General features: G+C 59.9%; 31 protein-coding genes and 1 other RNA gene. 10 read left to right on the forward strand and 22 right to left on the reverse strand.

Annotation, left to right across the window (positions count from 1 at the left end; all coding sequences use genetic code 11):
- Positions 1-9: 9 nt before the first annotated feature.
- The 9 genes from mraY to rsmI form a co-directional block, all read right to left on the reverse strand.
- A complete protein-coding gene (gene mraY / locus RHP75_RS17015) occupies positions 10-1,092 on the reverse strand; it encodes a phospho-N-acetylmuramoyl-pentapeptide-transferase (RefSeq protein ID WP_311089235.1) in 1,083 nt (360 codons plus the stop codon).
- Positions 1,092-2,462, reverse strand: coding sequence for a UDP-N-acetylmuramoyl-tripeptide--D-alanyl-D-alanine ligase (gene murF, locus RHP75_RS17020; RefSeq protein WP_311089236.1), 1,371 nt, complete (start codon positions 2,460-2,462; stop codon positions 1,092-1,094). Before murF ends, mraY begins: the two co-directional genes overlap by 1 nt.
- Positions 2,455-3,918 carry a UDP-N-acetylmuramoyl-L-alanyl-D-glutamate--2,6-diaminopimelate ligase gene (locus RHP75_RS17025; RefSeq protein ID WP_311089237.1) on the reverse strand — a complete coding sequence of 488 codons (1,464 nt, stop codon included), beginning with the start codon at positions 3,916-3,918 and terminating at the stop codon, positions 2,455-2,457. The genes murF and RHP75_RS17025 overlap by 8 nt, the downstream gene beginning before the upstream one ends.
- Entirely contained in the window at positions 3,918-5,660 is a 1,743-nt protein-coding gene (locus RHP75_RS17030) for a peptidoglycan D,D-transpeptidase FtsI family protein (RefSeq protein ID WP_409079667.1), read from the reverse strand. Before RHP75_RS17030 ends, RHP75_RS17025 begins: the two co-directional genes overlap by 1 nt.
- Positions 5,657-5,950: a cell division protein FtsL gene (ftsL, locus tag RHP75_RS17035; RefSeq protein ID WP_108489633.1), complete on the reverse strand. Its 294-nt coding sequence runs from the start codon at positions 5,948-5,950 to the stop codon at positions 5,657-5,659. Before ftsL ends, RHP75_RS17030 begins: the two co-directional genes overlap by 4 nt.
- Positions 5,947-6,888 carry a 16S rRNA (cytosine(1402)-N(4))-methyltransferase RsmH gene (rsmH, locus tag RHP75_RS17040; RefSeq protein WP_311089238.1) on the reverse strand — a complete coding sequence of 314 codons (942 nt, stop codon included), beginning with the start codon at positions 6,886-6,888 and terminating at the stop codon, positions 5,947-5,949. Before rsmH ends, ftsL begins: the two co-directional genes overlap by 4 nt.
- Before the next feature lie 2 nt (positions 6,889-6,890).
- Positions 6,891-7,346, reverse strand: coding sequence for a division/cell wall cluster transcriptional repressor MraZ (mraZ, locus tag RHP75_RS17045; RefSeq protein WP_090249128.1), 456 nt, complete (start codon positions 7,344-7,346; stop codon positions 6,891-6,893).
- A gap of 308 nt (positions 7,347-7,654) precedes the next feature.
- An RNA gene (rnpB, locus tag RHP75_RS17050) (RNase P RNA component class A) lies at positions 7,655-8,013 on the reverse strand.
- 41 nt (positions 8,014-8,054) lie between these two features.
- Positions 8,055-8,897 (reverse strand): 16S rRNA (cytidine(1402)-2'-O)-methyltransferase, encoded by an 843-nt coding sequence (gene rsmI / locus RHP75_RS17055; RefSeq protein ID WP_311089239.1) that lies wholly within the window; start codon positions 8,895-8,897, stop codon positions 8,055-8,057.
- A gap of 154 nt (positions 8,898-9,051) precedes the next feature.
- On the opposite strand from rsmI, the gene RHP75_RS17060 reads away from it, so the two are divergent.
- From RHP75_RS17060 to RHP75_RS17075, 4 genes are read left to right on the forward strand one after another with little or no spacing between them, the layout of a single operon-like run.
- Positions 9,052-10,863, forward strand: a complete 1,812-nt coding sequence (locus RHP75_RS17060) for a penicillin-binding protein activator (protein ID WP_311089240.1) — start codon at positions 9,052-9,054, stop codon at positions 10,861-10,863.
- Positions 10,860-11,234, forward strand: coding sequence for a YraN family protein (locus RHP75_RS17065; RefSeq protein WP_178124318.1), 375 nt, complete (start codon positions 10,860-10,862; stop codon positions 11,232-11,234). The genes RHP75_RS17060 and RHP75_RS17065 overlap by 4 nt, the downstream gene beginning before the upstream one ends.
- Positions 11,235-11,264: 30 nt before the next feature.
- Positions 11,265-11,858, forward strand: a complete 594-nt coding sequence (locus tag RHP75_RS17070) for a phosphoheptose isomerase (protein ID WP_090249136.1) — start codon at positions 11,265-11,267, stop codon at positions 11,856-11,858.
- On the forward strand, positions 11,855-12,388 hold the full coding sequence (locus RHP75_RS17075) for a BON domain-containing protein (protein ID WP_311089241.1): 534 nt from the start codon (positions 11,855-11,857) through the stop codon (positions 12,386-12,388). The genes RHP75_RS17070 and RHP75_RS17075 overlap by 4 nt, the downstream gene beginning before the upstream one ends.
- 65 nt (positions 12,389-12,453) lie before the next feature.
- Here the strand turns inward: RHP75_RS17075 and RHP75_RS17080 are convergent, their stop codons facing one another.
- From RHP75_RS17080 to rplM, 7 genes are all read right to left on the reverse strand, one after another.
- Complete coding sequence (locus tag RHP75_RS17080; RefSeq protein WP_311089242.1) at positions 12,454-12,867, reverse strand: ClpXP protease specificity-enhancing factor; 414 nt, start codon at positions 12,865-12,867, stop codon at positions 12,454-12,456.
- A gap of 15 nt (positions 12,868-12,882) precedes the next feature.
- Positions 12,883-13,500, reverse strand: coding sequence for a glutathione S-transferase N-terminal domain-containing protein (locus RHP75_RS17085; protein ID WP_311089243.1), 618 nt, complete (start codon positions 13,498-13,500; stop codon positions 12,883-12,885).
- A gap of 89 nt (positions 13,501-13,589) precedes the next feature.
- On the reverse strand, positions 13,590-14,369 hold the full coding sequence (locus tag RHP75_RS17090; RefSeq protein ID WP_311089244.1) for a cytochrome c1: 780 nt from the start codon (positions 14,367-14,369) through the stop codon (positions 13,590-13,592).
- Positions 14,369-15,580 carry a cytochrome bc complex cytochrome b subunit gene (locus tag RHP75_RS17095; protein ID WP_311091977.1) on the reverse strand — a complete coding sequence of 404 codons (1,212 nt, stop codon included), beginning with the start codon at positions 15,578-15,580 and terminating at the stop codon, positions 14,369-14,371. Before RHP75_RS17095 ends, RHP75_RS17090 begins: the two co-directional genes overlap by 1 nt.
- Entirely contained in the window at positions 15,580-16,173 is a 594-nt protein-coding gene (petA, locus tag RHP75_RS17100) for a ubiquinol-cytochrome c reductase iron-sulfur subunit (RefSeq protein ID WP_311089245.1), read from the reverse strand. Before petA ends, RHP75_RS17095 begins: the two co-directional genes overlap by 1 nt.
- Before the next feature lie 256 nt (positions 16,174-16,429).
- Positions 16,430-16,822 carry a 30S ribosomal protein S9 gene (gene rpsI / locus RHP75_RS17105; protein WP_090249150.1) on the reverse strand — a complete coding sequence of 131 codons (393 nt, stop codon included), beginning with the start codon at positions 16,820-16,822 and terminating at the stop codon, positions 16,430-16,432.
- Between the two features lie 14 nt (positions 16,823-16,836).
- Positions 16,837-17,265: a 50S ribosomal protein L13 gene (gene rplM, locus RHP75_RS17110; protein ID WP_090249152.1), complete on the reverse strand. Its 429-nt coding sequence runs from the start codon at positions 17,263-17,265 to the stop codon at positions 16,837-16,839.
- A 249-nt stretch (positions 17,266-17,514) separates the two neighbouring features.
- Here rplM and RHP75_RS17115 point away from each other — a divergent pair, with 249 nt between their 5' ends.
- Positions 17,515-18,552 (forward strand): NADP(H)-dependent aldo-keto reductase, encoded by a 1,038-nt coding sequence (locus RHP75_RS17115; protein ID WP_311089246.1) that lies wholly within the window; start codon positions 17,515-17,517, stop codon positions 18,550-18,552.
- A 58-nt stretch (positions 18,553-18,610) separates the two neighbouring features.
- Here the strand turns inward: RHP75_RS17115 and RHP75_RS17120 are convergent, their stop codons facing one another.
- The gene (locus tag RHP75_RS17120) at positions 18,611-19,747 is read right to left on the reverse strand and encodes an acyl-CoA dehydrogenase family protein (protein ID WP_233683746.1); all 1,137 of its coding nucleotides are present in this window, start codon (positions 19,745-19,747) and stop codon (positions 18,611-18,613) included.
- Between the two features lie 240 nt (positions 19,748-19,987).
- Here RHP75_RS17120 and RHP75_RS17125 point away from each other — a divergent pair, with 240 nt between their 5' ends.
- Together RHP75_RS17125 and RHP75_RS17130 are read left to right on the forward strand one after the other, a co-directional pair.
- Positions 19,988-20,893 (forward strand): GlxA family transcriptional regulator, encoded by a 906-nt coding sequence (locus RHP75_RS17125; RefSeq protein ID WP_167144274.1) that lies wholly within the window; start codon positions 19,988-19,990, stop codon positions 20,891-20,893.
- A 134-nt stretch (positions 20,894-21,027) separates the two neighbouring features.
- The gene (locus RHP75_RS17130) at positions 21,028-21,993 is read left to right on the forward strand and encodes a hypothetical protein (protein ID WP_311089247.1); all 966 of its coding nucleotides are present in this window, start codon (positions 21,028-21,030) and stop codon (positions 21,991-21,993) included.
- A 64-nt stretch (positions 21,994-22,057) separates the two neighbouring features.
- On the opposite strand, the gene RHP75_RS17135 is transcribed toward RHP75_RS17130, so the two are convergent.
- From RHP75_RS17135 to RHP75_RS17145, 3 genes are all read right to left on the reverse strand, one after another.
- Positions 22,058-22,231: a DUF6435 family protein gene (locus tag RHP75_RS17135; RefSeq protein WP_311089248.1), complete on the reverse strand. Its 174-nt coding sequence runs from the start codon at positions 22,229-22,231 to the stop codon at positions 22,058-22,060.
- Between the two features lie 105 nt (positions 22,232-22,336).
- Positions 22,337-22,963 carry a 3'-5' exonuclease gene (locus tag RHP75_RS17140; protein WP_311089249.1) on the reverse strand — a complete coding sequence of 209 codons (627 nt, stop codon included), beginning with the start codon at positions 22,961-22,963 and terminating at the stop codon, positions 22,337-22,339.
- A gap of 3 nt (positions 22,964-22,966) precedes the next feature.
- Positions 22,967-23,446 (reverse strand): NYN domain-containing protein, encoded by a 480-nt coding sequence (locus RHP75_RS17145; RefSeq protein ID WP_311089250.1) that lies wholly within the window; start codon positions 23,444-23,446, stop codon positions 22,967-22,969.
- A 90-nt stretch (positions 23,447-23,536) separates the two neighbouring features.
- On the opposite strand from RHP75_RS17145, the gene RHP75_RS17150 reads away from it, so the two are divergent.
- From RHP75_RS17150 to RHP75_RS17160, 3 genes are read left to right on the forward strand one after another with little or no spacing between them, the layout of a single operon-like run.
- The gene (locus tag RHP75_RS17150) at positions 23,537-24,130 is read left to right on the forward strand and encodes a cysteine hydrolase family protein (protein ID WP_311089251.1); all 594 of its coding nucleotides are present in this window, start codon (positions 23,537-23,539) and stop codon (positions 24,128-24,130) included.
- 33 nt (positions 24,131-24,163) lie between these two features.
- A complete protein-coding gene (locus RHP75_RS17155; protein WP_311089252.1) occupies positions 24,164-24,826 on the forward strand; it encodes a YciC family protein in 663 nt (220 codons plus the stop codon).
- A gap of 30 nt (positions 24,827-24,856) precedes the next feature.
- Entirely contained in the window at positions 24,857-25,291 is a 435-nt protein-coding gene (locus RHP75_RS17160) for a VOC family protein (RefSeq protein WP_311089253.1), read from the forward strand.
- A gap of 18 nt (positions 25,292-25,309) precedes the next feature.
- Here RHP75_RS17160 and RHP75_RS17165 read toward each other — a convergent pair whose 3' ends face one another.
- Complete coding sequence (locus tag RHP75_RS17165) at positions 25,310-26,056, reverse strand: transporter substrate-binding domain-containing protein (protein WP_311089254.1); 747 nt, start codon at positions 26,054-26,056, stop codon at positions 25,310-25,312.
- Complete coding sequence (locus tag RHP75_RS17170; RefSeq protein WP_311089256.1) at positions 26,056-26,901, reverse strand: SDR family oxidoreductase; 846 nt, start codon at positions 26,899-26,901, stop codon at positions 26,056-26,058. Before RHP75_RS17170 ends, RHP75_RS17165 begins: the two co-directional genes overlap by 1 nt.
- Positions 26,902-26,932: the final 31 nt, after the last annotated feature.

Genomic DNA, 26,932 nt, shown 5'->3' on the forward strand with positions numbered 1-26,932 from the left:
CCTCAATCCTCAACGCAGTTTCAGGGTGGCAAGGCCGATCAGCACCAGAATCACGGTGATGATCCAGAAGCGCACAATCACGCGCGGCTCAGGCCAGCCTTTCAGTTCAAAGTGGTGATGGATCGGCGCCATGCGGAACACGCGCTTGCCGGTCAGCTTGAAGCTGGCGACCTGGATGATCACCGACAGGGTTTCCACCACGAAGATGCCGCCCATGATGAACAGCACCACTTCCTGACGAACGATCACCGCGATGGTGCCCAGGGCCGCACCCAGCGCCAACGCGCCAACGTCACCCATAAACACTTGCGCCGGGTAGGTGTTAAACCAGAGGAAACCGAGACCCGCACCGACCAGGGCGGCGCAGAACACAATCAGCTCACCCGCGCCCGGCACGTAGGGAATAAACAGGTATTCGGCGAACTTCACGTTGCCCGACAGGTAGCAGAAGATCCCCAGCGCACCGCCGACCATCACGGTAGGCAGAATGGCCAGACCATCGAGACCGTCAGTCAGGTTGACCGCGTTACTCGAACCGACGATGACGAAGTAGGTCAGCACCACGAAGCCCAGGCCCAGCTCCAGGCTGAAGTCCTTGAGCATTGGCAGAATCAGGGTGGTTTCCACCGGGCTCTGCGCGGTCATATAAAGGAAGAACGCTGCACCGAGGCCGAACACCGATTGCCAGAAGTATTTCCAGCGGCTCGGCAGGCCCTTGGAGTTCTTCTCGATCACCTTGCGGTAGTCATCCACCCAGCCGATGGCGCCAAACAGCAGGGTTACAGCCAGCACCACCCACACATAGCGGTTGGTCAGGTCAGCCCAGAGCAGGGTGCTGACGGCAATCGCCGAGAGAATCAGCGCGCCGCCCATGGTGGGCGTGCCCTTCTTCGACAGGTGCGACTGCGGGCCGTCGTTGCGTACCGACTGGCCGATCTGCCGAATCTGCAGAGTGCGGATCATCCACGGGCCGAGCCACAGCGACAGGGCTAGCGCGGTCAGCACGCCGAGGATGCCGCGCAGTGTCAGATACTGAAACACTGCGAAACCCTTGTGGAACTGTTGCAGGTATTCCGCCAGCAGCAGCAGCATTAGTGAATCTCCCCGGATGTGCCACACAGCGCCGCGACGACTTTTTCCATCGCTGCACTGCGTGAACCTTTAATTAGAAGGGTGGTGTCGCTCTGCTCGCCTTGCAGCGCAGCAATCAGGCTGGCCTGGTCGGCAAAATGCCGAGCCGCAGCGCCAAACTCAGCCACTACGTAAGTCGTCAGCGGGCCGACGGCATAAAGCGCATCAACCTTGCCAGCGGCATAACTGCCGACCTGGCGATGACCCTGCTCGGCCCATTCGCCCAGCTCGCCGATATCGCCCAGCACCAGCACGCGGCGGCCCGGAAAGCCGGTGAGGATATCGATGGCTGCGCAAACAGATGCCGGGTTGGCGTTGTAGCTGTCGTCGATCACCCGCAGGCCGTTCGCTGCGATCTGCGCAACGGCTCGACCTTTGACCGGCTGCAGACTTTCCAGCCCGGCCTTGATCGCCGCAGGGGCAAGGCCCAGCGCCTGCGCAGCGGCCGCAGCAGCCAGGGCATTAGCAACATTGTGCTCACCGAGCAGGTTGAGCTGAATACGTGCCTGACCGCTGGCGCAATGCAGGGTAAAGGCTGAGCAGCCACGGGCGTCACGGGCCAGCTCGCTGGCATAAACGTCAGCAGCTGAATTACGCAGAGCGAAGCTGCTGATTGCGCGGCCCTGGGCGCGTTGCTGCCAGATGGCGAAAGCATTGTCGTCAAGATTGAGTACGGCCACGCCGCTGTCGCTCAAGCCCTCAAGGATTTCGCCTTTGGCTTGGACAATCTTTTCCGGGCCGCCGAACTCGCCGACATGAGCGTTACCGGCATTGTTGATGATGGCCACCTGCGGCTGGGTCAGGCCAACGGTGTAGGCGATCTCGCCGACATGGTTGGCGCCCAGCTCGATCACTGCGGCGACATGCTCAGGCGCCAGTTCCAGCAGGGTCAGCGGCGCGCCGAGGTCGTTATTCAGGTTACCGCGCGTCGCTAGCACCGGACCTTGCAGGCCCTCACGCAGGATGCTGGCGAGCATTTCTTTCACGGTGGTCTTGCCGCTGGAACCGGTAATAGCGACCAGTGGCGCGCTGAACGCCTGGCGATTGAGCGCGCCCAGTTGACCGAGGGCCAGGCGGGTATCGGCAACCAGCAGTTGCGGCAGCGGCGCATCCGCCACTTCACGCTCAACCAGGGCCGCCACTGCGCCTTTGCTGGCAACTTCGACCAAGTAGTCATGGCCATCGAAACGCGGACCGGCCAAGGCGACGAACAGCTGGCCCGGCTGAATCGCCCGGCTGTCGCTGCTAACTGCGCTGAATGCCACATCGACACCGATCACCCGGGCGCTCAATGGGCCAGCCACTTCGCTCAACCGCAGCGCCTTAAGCATGCGCCACCTCCCATGCGGCCAAAGCGTTGGCCGCTTCGACCAGGTCGGAGAAGGGCTGACGCACGCCGTTGATTTCCTGATAGTCCTCATGCCCCTTACCGGCTAGCACCAGTACATCATCGGCAGACGCGCTGGCGATTAGCTGAGCAATCGCCTGACCACGGCCATGGACGAACTGCACGGACTCAGGTGTGACGAAGCCAGCGCGAATATCACTGAAAATCTTTGCCGGCGCTTCGGTGCGTGGATTGTCATCGGTGACCAGCACCGCATCGGCCAGACGCTCAACCACCGCGGCCATCAGCGGGCGCTTACCGTTGTCACGGTCGCCACCACAGCCGAACAGGCACAGCAGGCGGCCTTTGACATGCGGACGCAGGGCTTCGAGAACTTTTTCCAAAGCATCCGGAGTGTGTGCGTAGTCCACCACCACCAGCGGCTGCTTGCCGCCACCCAAACGCTGCATACGACCGATAGGGCCCTGCAGCTGTGGCAGCACCTTGAGAATTTCATCCAGCGGGTAATCCAGGCCGAGCAGCGCGCCGACCACAGCCAGCAGGTTGCTCAGGTTAAAGCGGCCGAGCAGCGAGCTGCGCAGGCTGCCTTCACCGCGTGGAGTCACCAGCGTGGCGCGCACGCCCTGCTCGTCGAACTGCGCGTCGCGGCAATACAGATAGGCGTCAGCGTCGATCAGGCTGTAGCTGATCAGCCGCGACTCTTGCTCGGCAGCTGCCAGCTCACGACCAAAGGCATCGTCCAGATTGAGCACACGGCAACGCAGGCCCGACCAGGCGAACAGCGCGGCTTTCGCCTCGGCGTAAGCCTGCATCGAGCCGTGGTAATCCAGATGATCGCGCGACAGGTTGGTCAGCACCGCCACATCAAACGCCAGGGCAGCTACGCGGCCCTGATGCAGACCGTGGGACGAGACTTCCATGGCCACGGCGCGCGCACCAGCGTTTTTCATGTCCGCCAGGGTCGCCTGCACGCCGATTGGATCAGGCGTGGTGTGACGGCCCTGCTCCAGCGCGCCGTAGAAGCCATTACCCAGAGTGCCGACGATGCCGCAGCGCTCGCCCAGCAGATCCAGTGCCTGAGCCAGCAGCTGGCTGACGCTGGTTTTGCCATTGGTGCCGGTAATGCCGATCAGGTGCAGGCCACGGCTCGGCTCGCCATAGAAGCGCCCGGCAATTGCCGACAGCTGATTAGCCAGGCCTTTCAGCGCAACCAGCTCGGCGCTGTGCGCAGTCATCACAGCCGCGCCTTCGGCTTCATAGGCCACGGCGGCAGCACCACGGGCAACCGCATCAGCGATATGTACGCGGCCATCCTGCTGGGTGCCGGGTACGGCCAGAAACAGATCACCCGGACGTACCTTGCGGCTGTCCAGGGTCAATTCACGAATCAGAGTCGAGCTGGCGGCTTCAGGCAGCAACTGATTAAGGGGCATGGGCATCAGATACGCCCTCCTTTAAGAGGATCAACGGCTGCAGTTTCAACTTTGGCCGGCTCAGGTGGCGGCAGGTTGTCTGGGGCGACGTTCATCAGCCGCAGCGCACCGGCCATAACCTTGCCAAATACCGGCGCAGAAACCAGGCCGCCGTAGTAACCACCTTCGCTCGGCTCGTCGATCATGATCACGGCAGCAATACGCGGGTTATCGATTGGCGCAACACCGGCAAAAAACGAGCGATAGGCCTTATCGACATAGCCCTTGCTGCCGCCAGTCGCGGCTTTACGCGCAGTGCCGCTTTTGCCGCCGACGTGGTAACCCGGAACCTTGGCCCGCGCACCGCCGCCACCCGGTTCCTCAACCACGGCCTGGAGCATGCCGAGCACGGTCTTGGCGATCTGCTCATCGATCACCTGGGTAGTCACCGGCTGGCGATCCAGGCGCACCATCGACAGATTTACGTTCTTGCCGTCATTGGCCAGCACCGAGTAGGCGTGCGCCAGTTGCACGGCGGTCACCGAGAGCCCGTAGCCGTAAGCCAAGGTGGCAGTCTCAGCCTGTTTCCAGACGCGGTAGTTAGGCAGATTGCCGACGCGCTCGCCGGGGAAGCTCAGGCCCGTGTCCTGGCCCAGACCGACTTGCTGCATCACGGCGTAAATCGGCTCGGCACCGATATCGAAAGCCACCTTGCTGATGCCGACGTTGCTCGACTTCATCAGAATCTGTGTGAGGTTAAGCACGCCGCCACGCGACACGTCACGAATGGTGTAACGGCCGATACGCAGGCTGCCTGGCGCGGTGTCCACGGTCATTTCCGGGGTCCAGCGGCCAGAACCGAGTGCGGCGGCGATGGAAAACGGCTTGACGGTAGAACCGGGCTCGAACACATCGATCATTGCCCGATTGCGCATTGCAGCCGGCTGCAGGTTACGGCGATTGTTCGGGTTGTAGGTCGGCTGATTGACCATGGCCAACACTTCACCGGTCTGCACGTCGAGCAGCACCAGGCTGCCGGCCTTGGCGCCGAATTCGGTGACGGCGTTGCGCAGCTCGCGATGGGCCAGGTATTGCAGGCGCAGATCAATCGACAATGCCAAGGCCTTACCGGCCTTGGCATTCTGTGCAACCTGGACGTCCTTGATTAGCCGCCCGCGCCTATCCTTGAGCACCTGACGCTTGCCGGGCACACCAGCCAACCAATCCTCGAAGGCTAACTCCATGCCCTCGCGGCCGCGGTCATCAATGTCGGTAAAGCCCACCACATGGGCAGCCACCTCACCAGCCGGGTAGAAGCGACGGAATTCTTCGATGCCGTACACGCCGGGCACTTTCAGATCGAGAATGCGCTGGCCCTGCTCAGGCGTCAGACCGCGCACCAGGTACATGAACTCGCGCTCGTGAGCTGCAGCCAGGCGCGCCGAGAAGGTCTTGGCGTCTTGCCCCAATGCAGCCGCCAGCTCATTCCACTTGGCCTTGCCGCTCTGCAACTCCTTGCCATTAGCCCACAGGGTAGTCACCGGGGTGCTGACAGCCAGGGGCTCGCCATTGCGGTCGGTAATCAGCCCACGGTGCGCCGGAATAGGGATATGCCGCACGCTACGCGCATCACCGTGGGCCTGCAGGAAGTTCTGATCGAACACCTGCAGATCGACAATACGCCAGGCAATCGCACCCACCATCAGCGCCAACAACAGCAGCACCAGACGGAAACGCCACGGGTAGAGCGCGCCCTCAAGCCCCATCATGGCGCCACCATACGCACTTCGGCGGCATCCGGAATACGCATGCTCAGGCGTTCAGTGGCCAGGGTTTCGATACGGTTGTGCGCGGTCCAAGTACTTTGCTCGAGGATCAGCCGGCCCCACTCGGCCTGCGCCTTATCGCGCACGCTGAGTTCGGCATACAGCTCATTAAGCAGCTGACGGTTCCAATGCGCGCTGTAGGAAACCCCGACGGCAGACACCAGCACAGCCAGAAACAGCAGCAGCATCAGCAGACTGCCGCCGGGCAATGGTTTGGCGAATAGCGCGCTCATCGCACCTTCTCCGCTATGCGCATCACTGCACTGCGCGAACGCGGATTGGCCGCCAGCTCGCCCTCGGAAGCAAATACCGGCTTGCCAATCAACTTCAGGCGCGGCTCGAAGGCTTTCGGAATGATCGGCAGATCGCGCGGCAGCTTGTCCATCTCACCTTTGGCATGCTTGCGCATAAAGAGTTTGACGATGCGGTCTTCCAGCGAGTGGAAGCTGATCACCACCAGTCGACCGCCCACTTCGAGGTTTTCCAGGGCAGCGTCGAGGCCGCGCTCCAGATCACCCAGCTCGTTGTTGATATAGATGCGCAGGCCCTGGAAGGCGCGAGTTGCAGGATTTTTACCTTTCTCCCAGGCCGGATTGGCGACGGTCAGCACCTGAGCCAGATCAGCAGTGCGGGTAAAGGGTTGCTCGGCACGACGCAGCACCACGGCACGGGCCATGCGCTTGGCGAAGCGCTCTTCACCGTATTCCTTGAATACCCGGGCGATTTCTTCTTCGCCGGCGCTGGCAATAAAGTCTGCGGCGCTGACACCGGCATCCGGGTTCATGCGCATATCCAGCGGACCATCGTTCATAAAGCTGAAGCCGCGCTCGGCGTCATCCAGCTGCGGCGAGGACACGCCGAGATCAAGCAGAATACCACTGACTTTGCCTGCTAGAGCGCGCTGTGTCAGTTCGTCGCCCAGCTCGGCAAAGCTGCGCTGCACAACGACAAAGCGGCCGTCTTCGGCCGCCAGCGCATTCCCTGTCGCGATTGCCAGGGGATCTTTATCAAACCCCAGCAAGCGACCGTCTGGCCCGAGCTTTTCCAAAATCAGCCGGCTATGCCCGCCACGCCCGAAGGTGCCATCCAGGTAGCAGCCATTCGCGCGCACAGCCAGCCCTTCGACAGCCTCGTCGAGTAGCACGGTGATGTGGCGGAAATTGCTAGTCATGGTCACAGGATCAGGTCACGTAGGTCGTCAGACAAAGCACCCGGTTGCTTGATCGCGGCCAGATCGGCATCGGCCACGGCATTCCAGGCATCTTCATCCCACAGTTGGAATTTATTGAGTTGGCCGACCAGCATTGCGCGCTTGTCCAGCTTGGCGTACTCGCGCAGACGTGGCGGTACCAGGAAACGACCACTGGCATCCAGCTCAAGGTCAACGGCGTTACCGATCAGCAGGCGTTGCAGGCGGCGGTTTTCTTCACGGAAGGAGGCGAGCTCACGAAGCTTGGCTTCAATCAGCTCCCACTCGGACAACGGATAGACACACAGGCAAGGGTCGATGGCATCAATCGTGACGATAAGCTGGCCGGCGCAACGCGACACGAGCTCGTCCCGATACCGACTTGGCATCGCGAGTCGCCCTTTGGCGTCGAGACTGATGGCGTTAGCTCCGCGAAACACGATCGCGTTTCCCCTTTTTATTAGCTATCCGTGCCTAAGAAACCCACTTTGTGCCACTTCTTACCACTCGCGCACACTATAGGAACGCACGCCCCCCACCGTCAAGGCGCGCTTGGCGGGAAAAATCCTTATAGAACGGCGATTTAGCGAACTTTGAGAGGGGCAAAACGGAGAAATAACGCGAAGAAATGGATATAAAAATGAACATATGCAACGCGTTGAACTACGAAGTTAAAGTAGTTTGTTAAGAGTAAGATTTTTTCGGTCTTAGAAAGGAGGCGAAACAGTGAAGCGGATAAGTGAGGAAGGTGGAGAGTCGATCTGTAAGCCGGGTTCTGTCGAGGACAGTCATTCCTCTACGACGTACATCACTGCACGCCTTTAGCAACCTACCCGGTTCCAGCGCGGGCCACGCCAATGGAACCCTATTTGGTCTTGCTCCGAGTGGGGTTTGCCTAGCCACGAACTGTTACCAGTCGCGCGGTGCGCTCTTACCGCACCTTTTCACCCTTACCGGCACCGAAGCGCTTAGGCGGTTATTTTCTGTGGCACTTTCCGTAGGCTCACGCCTCCCAGGCGTTACCTGGCACTCCGCCCTATGGAGCCCGGACTTTCCTCCCCCGCATTACGCAGAACGCAACACGGCAGCGACTGTCCGATCGACTCTCCGCGGGCAAGGTTAACGGCCCGCGCCCTATAGAACAAGGTTTAAACGTCTTTCTGCTGCTCTAGGGCCACCTGATAGAGCAAGTTTTTGCGCACCCCGGTGATCTCCGCCGCCAGCGCTGCCGCACGCTTCAGCGGCATTTCCGCCAAGAGCAAATTCAACACGCGCATGGCTTCGGCGCTCACCGTGTCTTCGCCTTCCGGCGCCTGCCAGCCCGCGACCAGCACCACACATTCGCCGCGCTGCTGATTGCTGTCGGCTGCCACCCAAGCGGCCAGCTCGGCCAGCGGCATACCCTTGAGCGTTTCGAAGGTTTTGGTCAGCTCACGCGCCAGCAACGCCAGGCGCTCATCGCCAAACACCAACTGCATATCCTGCAGGCATTCAAGAATACGGTGCGGCGCCTCATAGAAGATCAGCGTGCGCGGCTCTTCCTTGACCTGCTCAAGGCGCACGCGACGCCCTGCCGCCTTGGCGGGCAGAAAGCCTTCGAAAATAAAGCGATCCGATGGCAAGCCGGCAGCAGACAACGCAGCAATCAATGCGCAAGCCCCTGGCACAGGCACCACGGCAATGCCGGCAGCACGCGCCTGGCGCACCAGGTGATAACCTGGATCGGAAATCAGCGGCGTACCGGCATCTGAGATCAGCGCCACATCGTCACCGGCCAGCAACCGCGCGAGAAAGCGCCCACCCTGATCGCGCTCATTGTGCTCATGGCATGCTGCCAGCGGCGTGCCGATACCAAAGTGCTGCATCAGCCGTGCGGAATGGCGGGTGTCTTCGGCAGCAATCAGAGCCACGCTGCGCAGGATAGCCAGCGCGCGCGCGCTGATGTCATCCAGGTTGCCAATGGGTGTAGCAACCACATAAAGACTGCCCAAAGGCGAATTCGCAGCAGCGGAAGTGGTCACAGCACAGGCCTCTCAAATCAGCAAAGCGCGCATTGTAGCCCGTTTCCAACCTTCGACATCGCGTCACCCAGCGGGCTTGGGTACAATTCGACGCTCAATTTGATCAAGTATCAGGAACGCTTACATGATCGCCTGCCTGCGCCCCATCTCTATTCTCTGCCTTGCCGGCCTGCTCGCCGCCTGCGCCAGCCAGCCTTCATCGACCCTGGGCGAGCTGCCACGCACGCCGCAAGCCAGCATCGAACAACTGCTGCAGCAAGCGACCGAAAGCCCCATCGAGCAGGCCACAACACTGCGCCTGTCGGCGGCCGATCTGGCCTATAAGCAGAAAGACCTGGCTCGCGCCAGCAGCATTCTTGAACAGGTGCAGCTGGAAAGCCTGAAGCCCGCCCAGCAGATCTACGCCAGCACCCTGCGCGCAGAGTTAGACATGGGCCGCGACAAACCCAAGGCTGCCCTGCGCGCCCTCAGCCACCCGAGCATGGAACGTCTCGGCGAGCTACCGGTTGAACAACAGGTACGCAGCCAGCTGGTACGCGCCAACGCCCTGCAGGCCACCGGACAAATCCTGGCAGCAGCGCGCGAGCGCGCCTATATCGCGCCACTGCTGAGTGGCGCCAGCGCCACAGACAATCAGGAAACCATCTGGGCACTGGTTTCCAGCCTGCCACAAAGCGAACTGCAAGCCAGCGGTGATGCAGACCTCGACGGCTGGCTGGAGCTGGCCCGCGCCGCCAAGAGCGCCGGCACCCTGGAGCAGCAGCAAACCGCCATTGATGCCTGGGTCGCCGCAAACCCGCAGCACCCTGCCGCGCAACAACTGCCGCAGGCGCTGGTCGAGCTGAAAAAACTCTCCAGCCAACCGCTGACTGAGATTGCCCTGCTGCTGCCACAGGATGGCCAACTGGCCAGCGTGGCCCGCGCCTTGCGCGATGGTTTCCTGGCAGCGCACTACCAGGCGCAACAAGCCGGGCAGAACCCGCCGAACATTCAGATTTTCGACAGCTCGCGCATCGGCTCGATGGACGCCTTCTATGCCCAGGCTCAGGCCACCGGCGTGCAGCTGGTGATCGGCCCACTGGAAAAGAACCTAGTCAGCCAGCTGAGCAGCCGTGAACAACTGCCCATCACAACTCTCGCGTTGAATTACAGCGAAGGGAGCCAGGAAGGCCCGGCGCAACTATTCCAGTTCGGCCTCGCTGCCGAGGACGAAGCCCGCGAAGTCGCCCGACGCGCCTGGGCCGATGGCATGCGCCGCGCCGTAGCACTGGTGCCCAACGGTGAATGGGGCGACCGCGTGCTCGCAGCCTTCCGCCAAAGCTGGCAAGCCCAAGGCGGCACCCTGATCGCCGCAGAGCATGTTGATCAGCCAGTCGAACTGGCCCGACAGATCGCCGACCTGTTCCAACTGCGCGAGAGCGAAGCCCGCAGCAAGCGCCTGCAAAACACCCTGGGCACCTCGGTTGCCGCTGCACCGTCGCGCCGCCGTGATGTCGACTTCATCTTTCTCGCCGCCACGCCGCAGCAGGCTCAGCAGATCAAACCGACTCTGGCCTTCCAGTACGCCGGCGATGTGCCGGTGTATGCCACGTCGCACCTGTTTACCGGCACCTACAACCAGGCGCAGTACATTGACCTCAACGGCATCATGTTCTGCGAAACGCCTTGGCTGCTGAACGTCAACGACCCGCTGCGCCAGCAGGCCAGCACGCAGTGGCCGCAGGCCGGCGGCAGCCTAGGCCGCCTCTACGCCATGGGCGCCGATGCCTTCCAGCTGGCGCCACGCCTGAACCAGCTCAAGGCTCTGCCAGAGACTCGCCTGCAAGGCCTGTCCGGCAACCTGAGCTTGAACCCCAGCCAGCGCATCGAGCGGCAACTGCGCTGGGCCGAGTTCCGTGATGGCCAGGTTCAGCCGCTGCCCGATAGCATCAATTGAGCGAGCGCATCAGCACGCAACAACGCGGAGACGCTGCCGAAGCCCAGGCACGGCAGCATCTCGAGCAGCACGGCCTGCGCCTGCTGGCGCAGAATTGGCGCTGTCGCCTCGGCGAGCTCGATCTGGTCATGCTCGACGCCGATACAGTAGTATTCGTAGAAGTTCGCTATCGGCGCCATAGCGCCTGGGGCGGCGCGGCAGAGAGCGTGGATGCACGCAAACGTGAGAAACTCAGCCGCGCTGCTCAGCACTTCCTGCAACAAGAATCACGCTGGGCCAAGTACCCATGCCGTTTTGATGTGATTGCCATAAACGCCGACAGCCAAGCCCCCGCGCAACTGGACTGGATTCAAAACGCCTTTGATACCTGAACAGAAGCCACACTGAAGGTTATATCTCCAATGGACATGCAAGCCCGTATTCGCCACCTGTTCCAAGCCAGCATTGAAACCAAGCAGCAGGCTATGGAAGTGCTCATCCCCTTTATCGAGCAAGGCAGCCAGGCCATGGTTCAGGCACTGCTCAGTGAGGGCAAGATCCTCTCCTGCGGCAATGGCGGCTCAGCCGGCGACGCCCAGCATTTCTCTTCCGAGCTGCTCAATCGCTTCGAGCGTGAACGCCCGAGCCTGCCGGCTATCGCCCTGACCACCGACAGCTCGACCATCACCTCAATCGCCAACGATTACAGCTACAACGAGGTGTTCTCCAAACAGATTCGCGCCCTCGGCCAACCAGGCGACGTGCTGCTGGCGATCTCCACCAGCGGCAACTCGGCCAACGTGATACAGGCCATCCAGGCCGCACACGACCGCGAGATGACCGTGGTAGCCCTTACCGGCCGCGATGGTGGCGGCATGGCCTCGCTGCTGCTGCCAGAAGACGTGGAGATCCGCGTTCCTTCGAAAGTCACTGCACGCATTCAGGAAGTCCACTTGCTGGCCATCCACTGCCTGTGCGACCTGATCGACAGCCAACTGTTTGGGAGTGAAGAATGACCCGCTCACCATTAATCCTCGCCGCTTTGGCGCTGACCCTTGCGCTGGCCGGCTGCGGCAACCGCAGTGTCGGCAATAAGATCGACGACCAGTTCATTCCCTCGGAAGTCAGCTCCAGCGTGGCACGTGCGCACATCGATCTGACCAGTCCGACCTCACACATCATCGTCACCAGCTACAACGGCGTGGTGCTCCTGGCCGGCCAGACACCGCGCAACGAGCTCAAAGGCTTGGCTGAACAAGCAGCTCGCCGAGTCGGCAATGTGAAAAAGGTGCACAACGAACTGCAAGTCCTGCAACCCACCTCACTTCTGGTGCGCAGCAATGACTCATTGCTGACCAGCCGAATCAAAACCCAAATGCTGGCGGACAGCGCCGTGCCAGGTACACGCATCAAGGTGATCACCGAAAATGGCATCGTCTATATGCTCGGCCTGGTCTCGCAGGCGGAAGCCAGTCATGCTACCAACCTGGTACAGAGTGTCTCTGGGGTGCAGAAAGTCGTGAAGCTGTTCGAGTACACCAACTGATCGCTTTACAGCCGAACTGAATAGCAGCAATAAAAAAGGCGATCCTCGGATCGCCTTTTTTATGTTTACTTGACCACTTTCAGACTAGGCCTGCCACTGGGGCGCGGCGGTTCATCATCCGGCGGGCTTTGCTCATCCGGATCTTCGATTTCATCGCCATCAAGCATCGGCGATTCCGTATCAAACACCATGCCCTGACCGTTCTCCCGCGCATAGATCGCCAGCACGGCAGCCGCTGGGATATACAGGCTTTGCGGCACCCCGGCAAAGCGCCCCTCGAAGCTCACCGCCTCGTTATCCATATGCAGATGACGCACGGCAGTCGGCGAGACATTCAGGACGATCTGCCCATCACTGGCAAACCCGGCAGGCACCTGCACGCCGGCAAACTCGGCGTTGACCAGCAGGTGCGGGGTGCAGTCGTTGTCCACGATCCACTCATAGAGGGCACGAACCAGATAAGGACGACTCGACTTCATCACTACCTCCTCGGGTTAACGCATATCACGTTCGACAGGCGACAGACTGGCCTGGAACGCTTCACGAGCAAACTGACGGTCCATATAGTCCAGCAAAGGCTTAGCCGGCTTTGGCAACTCTATCCCCAGAATCGGCAAACGCCAAAGAATCGGCAGCAGACAGCAATCCACCAGGCTCAATTCCTCACTAAGGAAGTACGCTTTGTCGGCAAACAGCGGCGATACGCCCGTTAGACTCTCGCGCAGCTCTTTGCGCGCCAGGGCACGGGCCGGCTCTTTGCTGCGCGGGTCGAGAATCAGGTCCACCTGCGCGCACCAGTCACGCTGAATGCGATGGATCAGCAGACGGCTATTGGCCCGCGCCACCGGATACACCGGCAACAGCGGCGGATGCGGGTAACGCTCATCCAGGTATTCCATCACCACAGTCGACTCATACAGAGCCAAATCGCGATCCACCAGGGTCGGCAGGCTGGCGTAGGGGTTAACCTCCAGCAGCTTGGCCGGGTAGCGGTCCTTTTCGACACTAATGATCTCGGCGCTGACACCCTTCTCGGCGAGCACAATGCGTACGCGGTGGGAATAGTGGTCGGCGGGGTCGGAGTAACAGGCCAACCGATTGGTCACGCCCATGGCGGTCCTCCTCGCTTATAAAGTTATGTGAAGCAGAAAGACCTGCGCGCCCAAAGGGGCGCGCAGGTCAACAGCGGAGATACAACGGATTAATGCACGTCCTTCCAGTACTCGCGCTTGAGCAGATAGGCGAATACGAAGAAGAAGGCAAGATACAGCAGAACGTAGGTACCGATGCGCTGACTTTTCAACTTGACCGGGTTAGCCGAGTACGCGAGAAAAGTCACCAGGTTCTGGATCTTCTCGTCGAACTCTTCAGTGCTCAGCGTGCCAGTCTTTGGTTCAACAGTCAGCTGGTCACAGGCTTCGTGAGTGATCGGCGTACCGGTCAGCGGATCGAACAGCTTCTTGCCATCCTCAACCACTTGCACCTGCTTGCAACCAATCACCTGCTTACCCTGCAGACCTACCAGCACGTTCGGCATGCCGACGTTCGGGAAGACCTTGTTGTTGGCACCCAGCGGACGAGCTGGATCGTCATAGAAGGTACGCAGGTAGGTATACAACCAGTCATTACCACGCACACGCGCAACCAGAGTCAGATCCGGCGGCGCAGCACCAAACCAGGCCTTGGCATCAGCCGGCTTCATACCGATATTCATGTGCTCGCCAATCTTCGCACCAGTGAACACCAGATTCTCCAGCATGACTTCATGCGGAACGCCAATGTCATCAGCAACACGCTCATAGCGCTGGTATTGCGCCGAGTGGCAACCCATGCAGTAGTTGGCGAACGTACGCGCACCATCCTGCAGAGCCGCTTTGTCAGTCAGATCGATTTCCACTTTATCCAGCGGATAACCACTACCAGCGCCAAGAGCAAGGGCTGGCATTGCAGCAATTACGAGTGCAGCAAATAGCTTTTTCATCAGCCAGTCACCCTTTCCGGAACCGGTTTGGTCTTCTCGATTTTGGTATAGAACGGCATCAGGATGAAGTACGCGAAGTACAGGAAGGTACACACCTGCGACAGCAACGTACGGCCTGGTGTCGGCGCCAGTACACCCAGCACACCGAGAATCACGAAGGACACGCAGAAGATCAGCAACCAGACCTTGCTCATCCAGCCCTTGTAGCGCATCGACTTGACCGGGCTACGATCCAGCCACGGCAGCACGAACAGCACAGCGATAGCTGCGCCCATGGCAATTACACCCAACAGCTTGTCCGGCACCGCACGCAGAATCGCGTAGAACGGCGTGAAGTACCAAACCGGCGCAATGTGCTCAGGTGTCTTGAACGGGTTGGCCGCTTCGAAGTTCGGCTTCTCGAGGAAGTAACCACCCATTTCCGGGAAGAAGAAGATCACGAAGCAGAAGATAAACAGGAACACCACAACACCGACGATATCTTTCACGGTGTAGTAAGGGTGGAAGGCGATGCCGTCGAGCGGAATGCCGTTCTCGTCCTTCTTCTTCTTGATATCAACGCCGTCCGGGTTGTTCGAGCCGACTTCATGCAGAGCCAGGATGTGCAGAACTACCAGGCCAAGAATTACGATCGGCAGCGCCACAACGTGCAGGGCGAAGAAGCGGTTCAGGGTAATGCCGGAAATCAGGTAGTCACCACGGATCCACTGAGTCAGGTCCGCACCGATCACCGGAATGGCACCGAACAGCGAGATGATCACCTGGGCGCCCCAGTAGGACATCTGTCCCCATGGCAGCAGGTAACCCATGAAGGCTTCTGCCATCAGCATCAGGTAGATCAGCATGCCGAAGATCCACACCAACTCACGCGGCTTCTGATAGGAGCCGTAGAGCAGACCGCGGAACATGTGCAGGTAGACCACCACGAAGAACGCCGAAGCACCGGTGGAATGCAGGTAGCGCAAGATCCAGCCGTACTCCACATCACGCATGATGTATTCGACCGAAGCAAACGCCTGTTCAGCCGACGGGGTGTAGCTCATGGTCAGCCAGACACCGGTAACGATCTGATTGACCAAAACCAGCAGCGCCAGGGAACCGAAGAAGTAGAAGAAATTGAAGTTCTTTGGGGCGTAGTACTTGGACAGATGGTCTTCCCACATCTTGGTCGCGGGAAAGCGCGCATCGACCCATTCCATGAATTTACTCATCATGCTTGCTCCTGATCCACACCGATGATGATCACATCATCCGACTCGTATGTGTGCGGCGGCACTGGCAGGTTCAAGGGTGCAGGCTGAGCCTTGTACACGCGACCTGCGAGGTCGTAGCGTGAACCGTGGCATGGGCAGAAATAGCCACCGACCCAATCAGCACCGAGGTCTGCTGGCGCCACTTCCGGACGGAAGGATGGCGCGCAACCCAGGTGGGTGCACAGGCCTACCAGAAGCAGTACTTCCGGCTTGATCGAACGGGTTTTCGGATCGACATAACTCGGCTGCTCGGAGGCCTTGGAGTCGAAGTCAGCGAGCTGACCTTCGATTTTCACCAAGTTACTGAGAATTTCCTCGGTACGGCGCACGATAAACACCGGCTGCCCCCGCCACTCGGCAACCATCTGCTGGCCAGGCTCGATCTTGCTGACGTTCACCTTTACAGGTGCTCCGGCAGCTTTAGCCTTGGCGCTTGGGAACCAGGACCCTACGAACGGGACCGCGGCACCCACCGCTCCTGCAGCGCCCACCACAGAGGTGGCCGCTACCAGAAAGCGACGCCGGCCTGCATTCACGCCGTCATTGCTCATTCAGTCGTCTCCCATCAGCTTTATGGCCTGTTGGTCAGGCCTATACTAGGTAAAAATCGAGTCGCGCAAAAAATTTGCCAAATGGTAAAGAAAAGCCCCTCTACTGACAAGGTAATTACCCTGACAGAGCGGACTCAACCCCTTACAAATCAGGGCATTCACGGATGCGGCATGATGCCGCAGAGCAAATAAGCGCCCATAAAAAACGCCCAGCTCCGAAAGGAAACTGGGCGTTTTTGTGAACGCAGGTAGCGAATTAACGCTTGGAGTACTGCGGACGCTTACGCGCCTTACGCAGACCAACCTTCTTACGCTCAACTTCACGGGCGTCGCGAGTCACGAAGCCAGCTTTACGCAGTGCAGGACGCAGAGCTTCGTCGTAGTCCATCAGGGCGCGAGTGATGCCGTGGCGGATTGCGCCAGCCTGACCACTTACACCGCCACCGATTACGGTAACGAAGATATCGAACTTCTCGGTCATCTCAACCAGTTCCAGCGGCTGACGAACTACCATGCGGGCAGTTTCGCGACCGAAGAAACCATCAAGAGTGCGATTGTTGATGGAGATTTTGCCAGTGCCCGCACGCAGGAAAACGCGAGCGGTTGCAGTCTTGCGACGGCCAGTGCCGTAATTTTGAGTCGCCGACATAATGAACTATTCCGTTAAAACTTCAGTTCTTGGGGCTGCTGAGCAGTGTGGGGGTGAGCAGCGCCCGCATACACTTTCAGCTTACGATACATGTCGCGACCCAGCGGGTTCTTCGGCAGCATGCCTTTAACCGCGGTCTCGATCACGCGCTCAGGGGCTTTAGCGATCAGCTTTTCGAAGTTGATCGACTTGATGCCGCCCGGGAAACCTGAGTGGGAGTAGTACATCTTGTCAGTGGTCTTGGCACCGGTAACGCGAATCTGCTCAGCGTTGATGATGACGATGTAGTCACCAGTATCAACGTGCGGAGTGTATTCAGGCTTGTGCTTGCCACGCAGACGGCTTGCAACTTCGGTAGCCAGACGACCCAGGGTCTGACCTGCAGCGTCGACGACAAACCAGTCGCGCTTAACTGTTTCCGGTTTAGCAGTAAAAGTTTTCATTCTTTATAGCCTCAGGGGCCGCCCTGATAAATAAGACGGCGGATCTTACTGAATAGTGCGTACTTTGACAAGTCAAAGGCAGCCGAAAACAGGCGCTATCGGGGGCTCGGGTCAGCGCGTCCGTAATACGGCAAGATTCTTCGGCAGGCGGCGCATCACTTCCACTGCAGAAAGAGGTGCGCAATTATGCAGATTGCGCGGAGAATTTCAACACGATTATGCCAACCCGTTTTTCTCAAGGAGCTAGCAATGGATTACCGTCAACTCGGCCGCACTGATCTCAAGGTCAGCAGCCTGTGCCTGGGCACCATGACCTGGGGTGAGCAGAATAGCGCCAGCGAAGGCATCGCCCAGATCGAACGCGCCAAGGCCTACGGGGTGAACTTCATCGATACCGCCGAGATGTACCCAGTACCGCCACGCGCCGAAACCTACAGCAAGACCGAACAAATCATCGGTGACTACTTCAAGCAGCGCGGTGATCGTGCCGATTGGGTGCTGGCCAGCAAGATCGCCGGCCCTGGCAATGGCATCGGCTATATCCGCGACGGTCAGCTCAAACACAACCGTGCGCATATCGTTGCGGCACTGGATGCCAGCCTCAAGCGCCTGCAAACCGACTGGATTGACCTATACCAGCTGCACTGGCCGGAACGCCCAACCAATTATTTCGGCCAGCTAGGTTATCGCCACCAGGACAGCGATTTCACGCCACTGGAAGAAACCCTGGAAGCCTTGGACGAGCAGGTCAAGGCCGGCAAGATCCGCCATATTGGCCTGTCCAATGAAACGCCTTGGGGCGCCATGAAATTCCTGCAACTGGCCGAGCAACGCGGCTGGCCGCGTGCAGTCTCGATCCAAAACCCCTACAACCTGCTCAACCGCAGCTTCGAGGTTGGCCTGGCGGAAGTGGCAATTCGCGAACAATGCGGCCTGCTCGCCTACTCGCCCCTGGCCTTCGGCATGCTCAGCGGTAAGTACGCAAACGGCGCACGCCCCGCCAATGCGCGCATCAGCCTGTTTAGCCGCTTTGCTCGCTACACCAACCCGGAGTCTGAAAGTGCTTGCGCACGTTACGTCGCCCTGGCGCGCGAGCATGGTCTTGATCCCGCGCAGATGGCCCTGGCCTTTGTCACCGCGCACCCCTTCGTCACCAGCAATATCATTGGCGCGACCAGCCTGGAGCAGCTGGACAGCAACCTGGCCAGCAGCGAACTGACACTCTCCGCCGAGGTACTGGCTGGCATCGAGGCGATTCACAAAGCCCAGCCCAACCCTGCCCCCTAACCAATACCATCGACATAAAAAAGCCCGGCAATAGCCGGGCTTTTTACTCAGCGCTCGATCACAGCGAGCGGGCGATGATCTCTTTCATGATCTCGTTGGTGCCAGCGTAGATGCGCTGCACCCGCGCATCGGCCCAGGCACGCGCCACCGGGTATTCCCACATATAGCCGTAGCCACCATGCAGCTGCACACACTCATCCAGCACCTTGCACTGCAGGTCTGTACCCCAGTACTTGAGCATCGCAGCGGTCGGCACATCCAGCTTCTTATTGAGGTGCAATTCCAGGCAGCGATCAACAAACACCCGACCCACCTGAATCTCTGTGGCCATCTCGGCCAATTTGAAGCGGGTATTCTGAAAGTCACCAATTGCCTTGCCGAAGGCCTTGCGCTCGCGGGTGTATTCGAGCGTCCACTTGAGCGCCGCCTCGGCTGACGCCAGAGCACCAATACCAACGGTCAGACGTTCCTGCGGCAGCTCCTGCATCAGATAGGCGAAGCCCATACCGGCCTGACCCAGCAGGTTTTCCTTGGGCACGCGCACATCCTGGAAGAACAGCTCGGAGGTGTCCTGAGCCTTCATACCGACTTTCTCCAGACGCTTGCCCTTGGAGAAACCTGGGGTGTTGGCCTCGACCAGAAACAGGCTGGTGCCTTTAGCCCCGGCTTTCGGATCGGTCTTGGCCACCACGATCACCAGGTCGGCAAGAAAGCCGTTGGTGATGAAAGTCTTCGAACCGTTGATCACATACTCGTCACCATCCAGCACGGCGGTGGTTTTTACTCCCTGCAGGTCGGAACCGGCACCCGGTTCGGTCATGGCGATGGCAGTGACCATTTCACCGGACACCAGCTTGGGCAGGTAGTGCTGCTTCTGCGCTTCGCTGCCGTAATGCAGGATGTAAGGTGCAACGATATCCGAGTGCAGCGAGAAGCCGATGCCGGTCAGCCCCAGACGCCCAACCTCCTCGATCACCACAGTGCTATAGAGGAAGTCTGCCGACATACCGCCGTACTCTTCCGGGATATGCGAGCAGAGCATCCCCGCCTCTCCCGCTTTGTTCCACAGCGCACGATCGATGTGGCCATCCTTCTCCCACTGATGGTGAAAAGGCACGGCTTCCTGCTCAAGGAACTTGCGCACGCTGTCGCGAAACTGTTCGTGTTCGGAGCTGAAAATCGTTCTGGGAATCATGGCAACACCTGCTTGATGGGGCGGTTTTAAAGTGGTCTCGACTTTAGCCAAGCAAACGCTTGGTCACACTGGACACAAGCGCCAAAAAATAAGACGATCCAGCCAGCTCATGACCACTTAGCCTTAATAAGAACAATATATATGCCGAATCCGTCACCAGCGCCGCTGCACCGCGTCAGCATTCTTGCAACCGAGGGTGTGTTTGCCTCGACCCTGATGCAGGCCAAAGACTTCTTTCACATGGCCAGCCTGCGCTACGGCAAACAGCAGGGCCGAGGCCTGACACCGACCTTTGAAATCCATCTAGTCAGCCCGGACGGCAAGCCCGTGCGCAGCTTCAGTGATGTGCTGATCCCGGTCGACGGCGCACTGGCAGATGCCGACGTGATCATCCTGCCAGCCTTCTGGGATGACTTCGACGCCCTGTGCCAGCGCCACCCGCAAGTGCTCAGCTGGCTGAAACAGCGTCATGCCGCCGGCAGCGCAATCTGCGGCGAAGCCACCGGGGTGTTCTGGATGGCCCAGGCCGGCCTACTCGACGGTAAGGAAGCGACCACCTATTGGCGCTTCTTCAACGAGTTTGCCGAGCGCTTCCCCAAGGTACTGCTAAACCAGGAAAAACACCTGTCGGACGCTGACAACCTGTATTGCGCCGGCGGTGTGACCTCCGCCTGTGACCTGTATATCTACTTGATCGAACGCTTCTGCGGCGCCAGCGTGGCCCAGGGTGTGGCCCGCGACATTCTTTATGAAGTGCAACGCAACTACGCCCCCGGCCGCATCGGCTTTGGCGGGCAGAAGCTGCACCACGACATGACCATCCTGCAGATCCAGCAATGGCTGGAAGATCACTTCGCCGACAAGTTCCGCTTCGAAGATGTCGCCCGCGAGCACGGCATGAGCATCCGCAACTTTATGCGCCGCTTCCAGACCGCTACCGGCGATAAACCGCTGCATTACCTGCAGCGCCTGCGCATCGAAACCGCCAAGGGCCTGCTCAGCGCCACCCGCAAGAGCATCAAGACCATCAGCTACGAAGTGGGTTACGACGATGCCAGCTTCTTCGCCCGCCTGTTTCGTCAGCACACGGAACTGTCACCCAACCAGTACCGCCGGCAATTCCAGCACAAGGACAGCCATGCTTAAGGCTGGCCACGGCGGGCAGCGGACACACTGAAAACCCGCGCAACTCATCCTTGGATGGGTGGGGCGCGGGAAGTAGCGCTCTATGATCGGCGCATCCCTTGCGGGACTCCTACAACAACAATCAGGTCATCGCCATGCGCCGCACACTTATTGCCTTACTTGCCGCCTGCAGCTTCAGCGCAGTCGCTGCCGACAACTGGAAACCCTTCCCCTACGACCAAAGCGCCTACGACTATTCAGGTGACAAGCTGCGCCAGGCCTGGCCGCAACTGACCCGTGGTTTCGGCGCCGACTACCCCTTTCCCGACGCCGACTGGGTGGTAACCATGGCCACCACTCATCCGCAGGCATTGGAGAAAACCGTACTGGCCAATACCGGCTTTACCGGCAAGCCGGAAGAAGCCGAGGTCTATGCCGCCAAACTGCAGGATGTCTGGCGCCTGATGTTCCGCGGTGACTTTGCTGAGGCGAAGAAGCAAGGCCTGGCTCTGGGGGTTGGCGGACAAATTCCAGCCATGTTCGCCCAGGTGATCTACGCCATGTTCCTGGTACCCGACCAAGCCGAGAAACATAAGTTGCTGGAAGAAGTGATCAGCTACACCGACCAGGCCGGCGAGCTGATCCAGGCCGACACCGTCGCGCAATTCGGCCGCGTCTACGCCAAGGCACGCCTGGGCGAAGAACTGTCGGTGCCGGTGGTGCTCAAGCGCGGCTACACCTCGCAGATCCCCGATGAACTCAAGGCGCTGCTGGCCAAACAGCCGAACCAACCCTTCGCCCTCGCCCTCTATGGTGGCTATGAAGCCGGAGTGATCCGCAAGGTCGGCAAGATGGTCGGCCGCATGACCTACGGGGTCAGCGCCGACAATATGGAGAAGTACTTCAGCCGCAGCTTCAAGGCCCAGGACAACCTGCCGATCGGCCACTACGAATACGCCAACGCTCTGACCTACGTGTACGGCGACGACGAACAGGCCAAAGCCCTACAACACCTCAAGCGCGCAGTGGCGATCAAACCGATCAACGCCATGGAGGCCCTGGAAGTGGCCCACGCGCAGAGGATGCTCGCCCAACACGAGCAGAAGCTGGCGCAGAACTAAGTCCCGCTGAAGCGCAAAAAGGCTGCCGGATGGCAGCCTTTTTCATTCTTGCATTGGCAACTTGCTACTTGGCCCGCTCCAATGACTCCAACTGTGCCCACAACGCCTGCGCTTCTTCCGTCAGCATGGAATAACTGCGGATATCACCATTGCGTTGCGCCTGCATCGCCTCTTCCAACTTGGCACTGTATTGCTTGCGGAGTTTCTTGGCGGGATCGCTTTTAAACAAACCGAACATACTGCGTGCCTCTGTCGACAAAGAGCACCGAATAGGTGCCTGCCCAGCTTAATTCAGGCAGGCGCTTAGCTTGGATCGCAGATGTAACAAGCTGATAAAGCGCCTTCAGCCAAATGCGTGATCGCGGATTTTCTGCAACGCCAGCGACATCTTCGCCGCCGGCACCCGCTGCAGATTGCACAGCAGCTCATGGGATATCTCGGCAATGCCGTGGCGCTCGCGCAACAGCGCCGCCATAAAGCAGGTCAGATTGGCCGCCATCTCGGCATCGGCCAGCGCCCGGTGCGCCTTGCCGGTATCAGGCAGGCCGATCCACTGATTGAGATTGCCCAGCTTATGGCTCGGCGCCATGGGCAGCAGTCTGCGTGACAGCAGCAAGGAACAAGCAAATGGCTGCACACGCTGACGGCGAATCAGCGCAAGTTCGGCATCCCAGAACTTCTGATCAAAACTGGCGTTATGCGCCAGCAGCGGACGATCACCAACAAACTCTGCCACTTCCTGCATCACCTGCGCGGCAGGCGGAGCGGTGCGCAGCATGGCGTTGCTGATACCGGTGAGCTGTTCGATAAACGGCGGCACCCAGGCGCCGCTGTTCATCAGGCTCTGGTAGCGCGCGACGATCTGCCCACCCTCGACGATCACTACACCGATTTCGGTGGCACGCGCCTGCTGGGCCGGCGACATGCCAGTGGTTTCAAAGTCGAGTACCGCGATGGAGTCGGCAAGCATCAATCAGTTTCTCAGCAGCAGTGCGCCGTCGATCGGCACGTAGCGACTGGCGGCACGCACCAGTGATTGCGCGGTCAGCCCAGGCACGCCATAGGCCACGGCATCGACGCCATGGCTGCTGCGAATCTTGTCCAGCAGCAGATCGAAGTCGCCATCACCAGAGGCCAGCACCACTTCATCGACGCGCGGCGCGGCGTCCATGATATCGATGGTGATGCCGACATCCCAATCACCCTTGGCCGAACCATCGCTGCGCTGGATAAAGGGTTTGAGCTTCACGGTAAAACCGAGGTTGCGCAGGATCTGCTGAAACTGCTGCTGCTTCTGGTCACCGCGATCAATGGCGTAAGCGTAGGCTTCAACAATCTGCCCATGCTGACTGATATCGGCCCACAGCGCGGCGTAGTTGAAGTGACAACCATAGGCCTGGCGCACGGTGTAATAGAGGTTCTGTACATCGGCGAATACGGCGATCTTCTTCACCGGTAATCCTCATCATGCGGCTGACGGGCAGAAAGCCCTCAGGTTAAAGTCAGCGCGCAGTATGCCAGCCAACAGCCATGGACGGTCGAAATGCATCCAAGCCCCGCCAATACGCCAGAGACCCCAGCACTGCTGATTATCGATATGCAGCAAGGCATCCAGCGCGTCCATACACCGCGTAACAATCCTGGCGCCGAAGCTTGCATCGCTCAGCTGCTGGAGTACTGGCGCAGTGCGGACCTGCCGCTGGTGCATATCCGCCATATTTCCCGTCAGACCGACTCGGAGTTTGCCCCGGGGCAAAGTGGCGCCCTCTTTCAACCGGCATTGGCACCACGGGCAACCGAGCAGGTGTTCGAAAAGAACGTCACCGACGCATTTACCCATAGCGGCCTTGAGCGCTGGCTACATGCTCGCGCGATCCGCCGCCTGGTCATAGTCGGGGTGGCCAGTGAGAACTCAGTCGAAGCCACCGCACGCAGCGCCAGCAATCTGGGCTTTATCACCCAAGTGGTGGTGGATGCCTGCTACACCTTCGCCAAGAGCGACTATTACGGACAGCTACGCAGTGCCGATGAGGTGCACGCCATGGCCATGGCGAACTTGCGCGATGAGTATGCCGAGGTACTTACCAGCACCGATCTGTTTGCCGCGTTACTGGGTGCGACAAGCAGGATTAGCTAGAGTGCGAGCCTGAATTTGAGTACGACCAGCCCCATGAATATGCTCTCCGCTTTGCGCGACTCCTGGTATTTCTTCAGCCACAACCTGGCGGCGATTGCCCGCCTGTGCCTGCCGTTGATCGTGCTCGAAGGCTTGTTGCTGCAACAGGTCACCAACCTGGTGGCCGCTGAATCCGCCACCCTCTGGCGCCTGCTCGCCGGTTTGCTGTTCTACCCGTTATATAGCGCAGCGCTGATTCTGTTTCTCGATGCACGCAGCCAAGGCCTGCAGCCGCGCGCCCGCGATCTGCTGGCCGCCAGCCTACGGCTGTGGCCAAGTTTCGCTCTGCTGGCGGGCCTCAATACGTTGGTGATTCTGCTCGGCGCTTCGCTGTTCGTGCTGCCGGGAATCTGGCTGATGGTCAAACTGGCGTTTGCCGAGTACCTGCTGGTGTTGCGCGGTCTGAGCCCGATGAAGGCGCTGCACGAGAGCTTCCAACTGAGCAGCGGTTACTTCTGGCCCATGCTCGGTTGCATCCTGATTGTCATGCTGCCGCTGTGGCTGCTCGACGGCTGGAGTCACTCCAACGAGGTCTTGGCCGACAACGCCCTGACCAGCCTACTGCTGGACTGCGCAAGTCGCTTTTTACAACTATTCTCAAGCGTAGTGCTGTTTCGTCTATTTATGCTGCGCAGCGCCCAGCCCGAAGTCGAGTGAACGCCAGCGACACCCAAGGAGGACAGAGCCATGGCTGACGCCAACCCAAGCATCCTTTCGCATATCTCCATCGGCACCAATCAATTCGACAAGGCCACCGCCTTCTACGATCAGGTTCTCGCCACCCTCGGCTGCAAGCGCGTACTCGCCCACCCTGGCGCAGTCGCCTATGGCCGCGAATACCCGGAGTTCTGGGTACAGACGCCAATCAACGGTAAACCGGCAAGCATCGGCAATGGCAGCCACTTTGGCTTTGTCGCGTTGAACAGGGCCGCCGTGCACGATTTCTACCAGGCAGCACTGGAAGCTGGGGCCAGCGACGAAGGCGCCCCCGGCCCCCGCGCAGAATATGGCGAGCCCTATTACGGCTGCTTTGTCCGCGATCTGGATGGGCACAAGATCGAGGCGGCATTCTGGGATCTGGAAATGATCTACGAGGTATATATCGAGCCACACGAGCACTGATGGCTGAGGCGGTGAAGCTCAGGGCGCGGCGGACTGATAACGCTGCGCCGTCTTGGCGATCCAGCCTTCGGCCTGCATCTGCGCCAAGGCCTCGCTTACCTGCTGATATTCTGCCTGCAAGGCGCGCTGGCGAGAGAAGCCGATATACAAATCGGTACGCGCCTCGGGCTGAAACACCGCCTTGGCGATACGGCCATTCCAGCGCGCATCACGCAACTCATAGTCGACCTGGCAATCGGTGCCGATCACCGCTTGCAGGCGGCCACGCACCAGCATTTCCAGCAACTGGTTTTCCGTATTGACCGCGGTTTTGCGCAGTTGCTGATCTGAGTCGAACGGTTCGAAGTACGCAGACTCCAGCACATGGCCAATCGTCAGACTGGCCAACTGGCTATAGCTCTGCAGCGCCTTGGCCTGCGCGGGCGCTGCATAAAAGCGCGGCGCACAGGCGTAGTACGGCTGCGGCAGGTAATGGATATAGCTTTCCCGCTCAGGGGTTTTCGCCAGCCCGGTCATCAAGTCGGCCTTGCCGTTCTGCAGCGCCGCCAGGCCACGCGCCCAAGGTGCGCGCTGCACCTCGAAGCGCAGCCCGGTGCGCTGGCTGAGCTGATCGAGCAAGTCGATATCCAACCCGCTCAGCGCGCCATCGCCCTCCTGCATACGAAACGGCGGCCAGATATCAGTCATCACCAACAGCGCAGGCGGCTCCTCGGCCTGCAGCGGCGCACCGAGCAACAGCAGCAGAGCAAGCCATGCGCGACGCATCAGGAACGTCCTGCACGCTGCGGCTTCAAGCCGGACAGACGCGGCAACAGCACCCGCTCGAATACCCGCGGGAAAAACCGCGCCAGCACCCGCGCGCGCCAGTCGACATTCGACAGCACCAGCAGCCGACGACGCTTCAAGGCGCCATGGTAGATCGCCTCGGCGACATCCTGTGGCGAGGCCACCTTGCCCATCGCCAGGGGCGGCTGCGCGGCCACCGAGCCATCGCCAACCAGGGCATTCTTGCGCAGGTCGGTGGCGGTAAAGCCGGGGCACACCAGCATCACATTGACCCCGGAGCCTTTCAGCTCGTAGCGCAGGGTTTCAAACAACCCATGCAGGGCATGCTTGCTGGAGTTGTAGGCGCTGCGATACAGCAGCGGCGCAAAGCCTGACAGCGAGCTGAGCACGATGATCTGCCCACTGCGAGCGATCAGGCTCGGCAGTGCGGCCTTGGTGCAGTGCAGTGCGCCAAAATAGTTGACCGCCATGATCCGCTGAAACACCGCCAGTTCGGTGTCGGCAAAACTGCTGCGATGGGTAATACCCGCGTTGTTGACCAGCACATCGATACCGCCAAAGCGTTCGACGGTCAGCGCCATCGCTCGCTCAACTGCCGCGGCATCGGCCACATCGCAAAGCACACCGAGGGCCTCGGCGTTGTGGTGATCGGCCAGGTGCTGCACCAGGCTGTCGAGCGCCTGCTGTTGCAAATCGAAAATCACCAGCCGCGCCCCCGCCTGCGCCAAGCGCATCGCCAGCGCCCGGCCAATACCGGCGCAGCCGCCCGTAATCACCACAACCTTACGGTCGAATACCTTGTTGGCGAACACCTTGCGGTACATAACCTGTCTCCGACCCTGTTACTGCAAACAG

Source organism: Pseudomonas sp. SG20056 (assembly GCF_031764535.1).
Taxonomy (GTDB): domain Bacteria; phylum Pseudomonadota; class Gammaproteobacteria; order Pseudomonadales; family Pseudomonadaceae; genus Aquipseudomonas.

Coding starts and splice junctions, on each gene's coding strand:
- mraY (WP_311089235.1), bottom strand. CDS start 1,092: ATGCTGCTGCTGCTGGCGGAATACCTGCAACAGTTCCACAAGGGTTTC.
- murF (WP_311089236.1), bottom strand. CDS start 2,462: ATGCTTAAGGCGCTGCGGTTGAGCGAAGTGGCTGGCCCATTGAGCGCC.
- RHP75_RS17025 (WP_311089237.1), bottom strand. CDS start 3,918: ATGCCCATGCCCCTTAATCAGTTGCTGCCTGAAGCCGCCAGCTCGACT.
- RHP75_RS17030 (WP_409079667.1), bottom strand. CDS start 5,660: ATGATGGGGCTTGAGGGCGCGCTCTACCCGTGGCGTTTCCGTCTGGTG.
- ftsL (WP_108489633.1), bottom strand. CDS start 5,950: ATGAGCGCGCTATTCGCCAAACCATTGCCCGGCGGCAGTCTGCTGATG.
- rsmH (WP_311089238.1), bottom strand. CDS start 6,888: ATGACTAGCAATTTCCGCCACATCACCGTGCTACTCGACGAGGCTGTC.
- RHP75_RS17060 (WP_311089240.1), top strand. CDS start 9,052: ATGATCGCCTGCCTGCGCCCCATCTCTATTCTCTGCCTTGCCGGCCTG.
- RHP75_RS17070 (WP_090249136.1), top strand. CDS start 11,265: ATGGACATGCAAGCCCGTATTCGCCACCTGTTCCAAGCCAGCATTGAA.
- RHP75_RS17075 (WP_311089241.1), top strand. CDS start 11,855: ATGACCCGCTCACCATTAATCCTCGCCGCTTTGGCGCTGACCCTTGCG.
- RHP75_RS17080 (WP_311089242.1), bottom strand. CDS start 12,867: ATGAAGTCGAGTCGTCCTTATCTGGTTCGTGCCCTCTATGAGTGGATC.
- RHP75_RS17085 (WP_311089243.1), bottom strand. CDS start 13,500: ATGGGCGTGACCAATCGGTTGGCCTGTTACTCCGACCCCGCCGACCAC.
- RHP75_RS17090 (WP_311089244.1), bottom strand. CDS start 14,369: ATGAAAAAGCTATTTGCTGCACTCGTAATTGCTGCAATGCCAGCCCTT.
- RHP75_RS17095 (WP_311091977.1), bottom strand. CDS start 15,580: ATGAGTAAATTCATGGAATGGGTCGATGCGCGCTTTCCCGCGACCAAG.
- petA (WP_311089245.1), bottom strand. CDS start 16,173: ATGAGCAATGACGGCGTGAATGCAGGCCGGCGTCGCTTTCTGGTAGCG.
- rpsI (WP_090249150.1), bottom strand. CDS start 16,822: ATGTCGGCGACTCAAAATTACGGCACTGGCCGTCGCAAGACTGCAACC.
- rplM (WP_090249152.1), bottom strand. CDS start 17,265: ATGAAAACTTTTACTGCTAAACCGGAAACAGTTAAGCGCGACTGGTTT.
- RHP75_RS17115 (WP_311089246.1), top strand. CDS start 17,515: ATGGATTACCGTCAACTCGGCCGCACTGATCTCAAGGTCAGCAGCCTG.
- RHP75_RS17120 (WP_233683746.1), bottom strand. CDS start 19,747: ATGATTCCCAGAACGATTTTCAGCTCCGAACACGAACAGTTTCGCGAC.
- RHP75_RS17125 (WP_167144274.1), top strand. CDS start 19,988: ATGGCCAGCCTGCGCTACGGCAAACAGCAGGGCCGAGGCCTGACACCG.
- RHP75_RS17130 (WP_311089247.1), top strand. CDS start 21,028: ATGCGCCGCACACTTATTGCCTTACTTGCCGCCTGCAGCTTCAGCGCA.
- RHP75_RS17135 (WP_311089248.1), bottom strand. CDS start 22,231: ATGTTCGGTTTGTTTAAAAGCGATCCCGCCAAGAAACTCCGCAAGCAA.
- RHP75_RS17140 (WP_311089249.1), bottom strand. CDS start 22,963: ATGCTTGCCGACTCCATCGCGGTACTCGACTTTGAAACCACTGGCATG.
- RHP75_RS17150 (WP_311089251.1), top strand. CDS start 23,537: ATGCATCCAAGCCCCGCCAATACGCCAGAGACCCCAGCACTGCTGATT.
- RHP75_RS17155 (WP_311089252.1), top strand. CDS start 24,164: ATGAATATGCTCTCCGCTTTGCGCGACTCCTGGTATTTCTTCAGCCAC.
- RHP75_RS17160 (WP_311089253.1), top strand. CDS start 24,857: ATGGCTGACGCCAACCCAAGCATCCTTTCGCATATCTCCATCGGCACC.
- RHP75_RS17165 (WP_311089254.1), bottom strand. CDS start 26,056: ATGCGTCGCGCATGGCTTGCTCTGCTGCTGTTGCTCGGTGCGCCGCTG.
- RHP75_RS17170 (WP_311089256.1), bottom strand. CDS start 26,901: ATGTACCGCAAGGTGTTCGCCAACAAGGTATTCGACCGTAAGGTTGTG.